Here is a 596-nt window from a genome sequence, read left to right as displayed (position 1 = left end):
AAAAGCAATACGCCAACCTGTACACAAGCTGGTTCGGCAATTCCGAGGAAGTAGCCAAAGGCTGGATCACCACCTTCGGCCCCCTGGGATTCCGAGCCCGCGGTTTGGACGCCTCCTGGCCGGACACGAACTTCCGCGGCTTCTTCCCCAAGACCATGCTGGATCCCAACGGGGAACCCGTGGCGAACCTCTACACGGTCACCCAGGTGATTGAGGGTTCCCCCGCTGAAAAATACATCAAGGAAGGAGATCTGATCCTGGGCATTGACGGACACCCCTTCAAAACGTCTCAAAGCCTGGACGTGCTTTACGGCCCTTATCAGCACCAAAACAGGCGCGGCCTGGACATGCACGCGGGCCTACTGGTGGACAAGGCGGAAGGAGCCGGAAAAATAACCCTGAATATTATTCCCGCGGAAAGCGTGGAAAAAATCCAGGGCATCCAGCCTCTCTGGAAAGAAGTCTTACGGGAGGAACGGGCCCAAAAGCCCGTCTCCCTTTCCATTCCGGTAAAGGGCGGCCAGCAGGTGCGCCTGCGCGTGGATGACGGCGGCAACGGCATTGGCAGCGACGGTTTTGAATGGTCTGGCCTGAGG

The 596-nt window shown here is 58.2% G+C and carries 1 protein-coding gene; it reads left to right on the top strand.

The genetic code is table 11. The features are described from left to right. Positions 1 to 596 (top strand): PDZ domain-containing protein (locus ACFFUV_RS24155; RefSeq protein ID WP_512701410.1); only part of this gene is annotated, 596 nt, incomplete at both ends.

Origin of the sequence: Vibrio olivae, assembly GCF_042428525.1 — a bacterium.
GTDB lineage: Bacteria > Pseudomonadota > Gammaproteobacteria > Enterobacterales > Vibrionaceae > Vibrio > Vibrio olivae.
Note: the sequence above shows the minus strand (reverse complement) of the source record. Positions and strands in the feature narration are given on the sequence as shown.